1 protein-coding gene is annotated in these 263 nt (G+C 49.8%); it reads right to left on the reverse strand.

All coding sequences use genetic code 11. The features are described from left to right. Positions 1 to 41 precede the first annotated feature (41 nt). Positions 42 to 263: elongation factor 1-alpha C-terminal domain-related protein (locus tag ACTHS3_RS18075; RefSeq protein WP_440368806.1), on the reverse strand; the 222-nt coding region annotated here is incomplete at its 5' end.

Below are 263 nucleotides of genomic sequence, written 5' to 3' on the forward strand. Positions count from 1 at the left end.
GTCTGAACAACAGACGGCCTTTTTTTATTTCAACTTTTCTTTTAAATTTCAAAACTGTTTGTTTCGCTGACTTTGCGTATCATGCCTGCCGCGACAGTCTGGTTGGTGGCTTCGTCAATCAAAATAAACGCGCCTTGTGCATGGTTGTCTTCGTATGCGGCAGCGGCGAGCGGCTGTTGGGTTTTGAAACTGACGCTGCCGATGTCGTTGAGCTTGAGCGTTTCGGCGGATTCGACGCGGCTGAGGGTGTTCACGTCCCAAAC

It is taken from the genome of Neisseria sp. P0009.S007 (assembly GCF_051962515.1).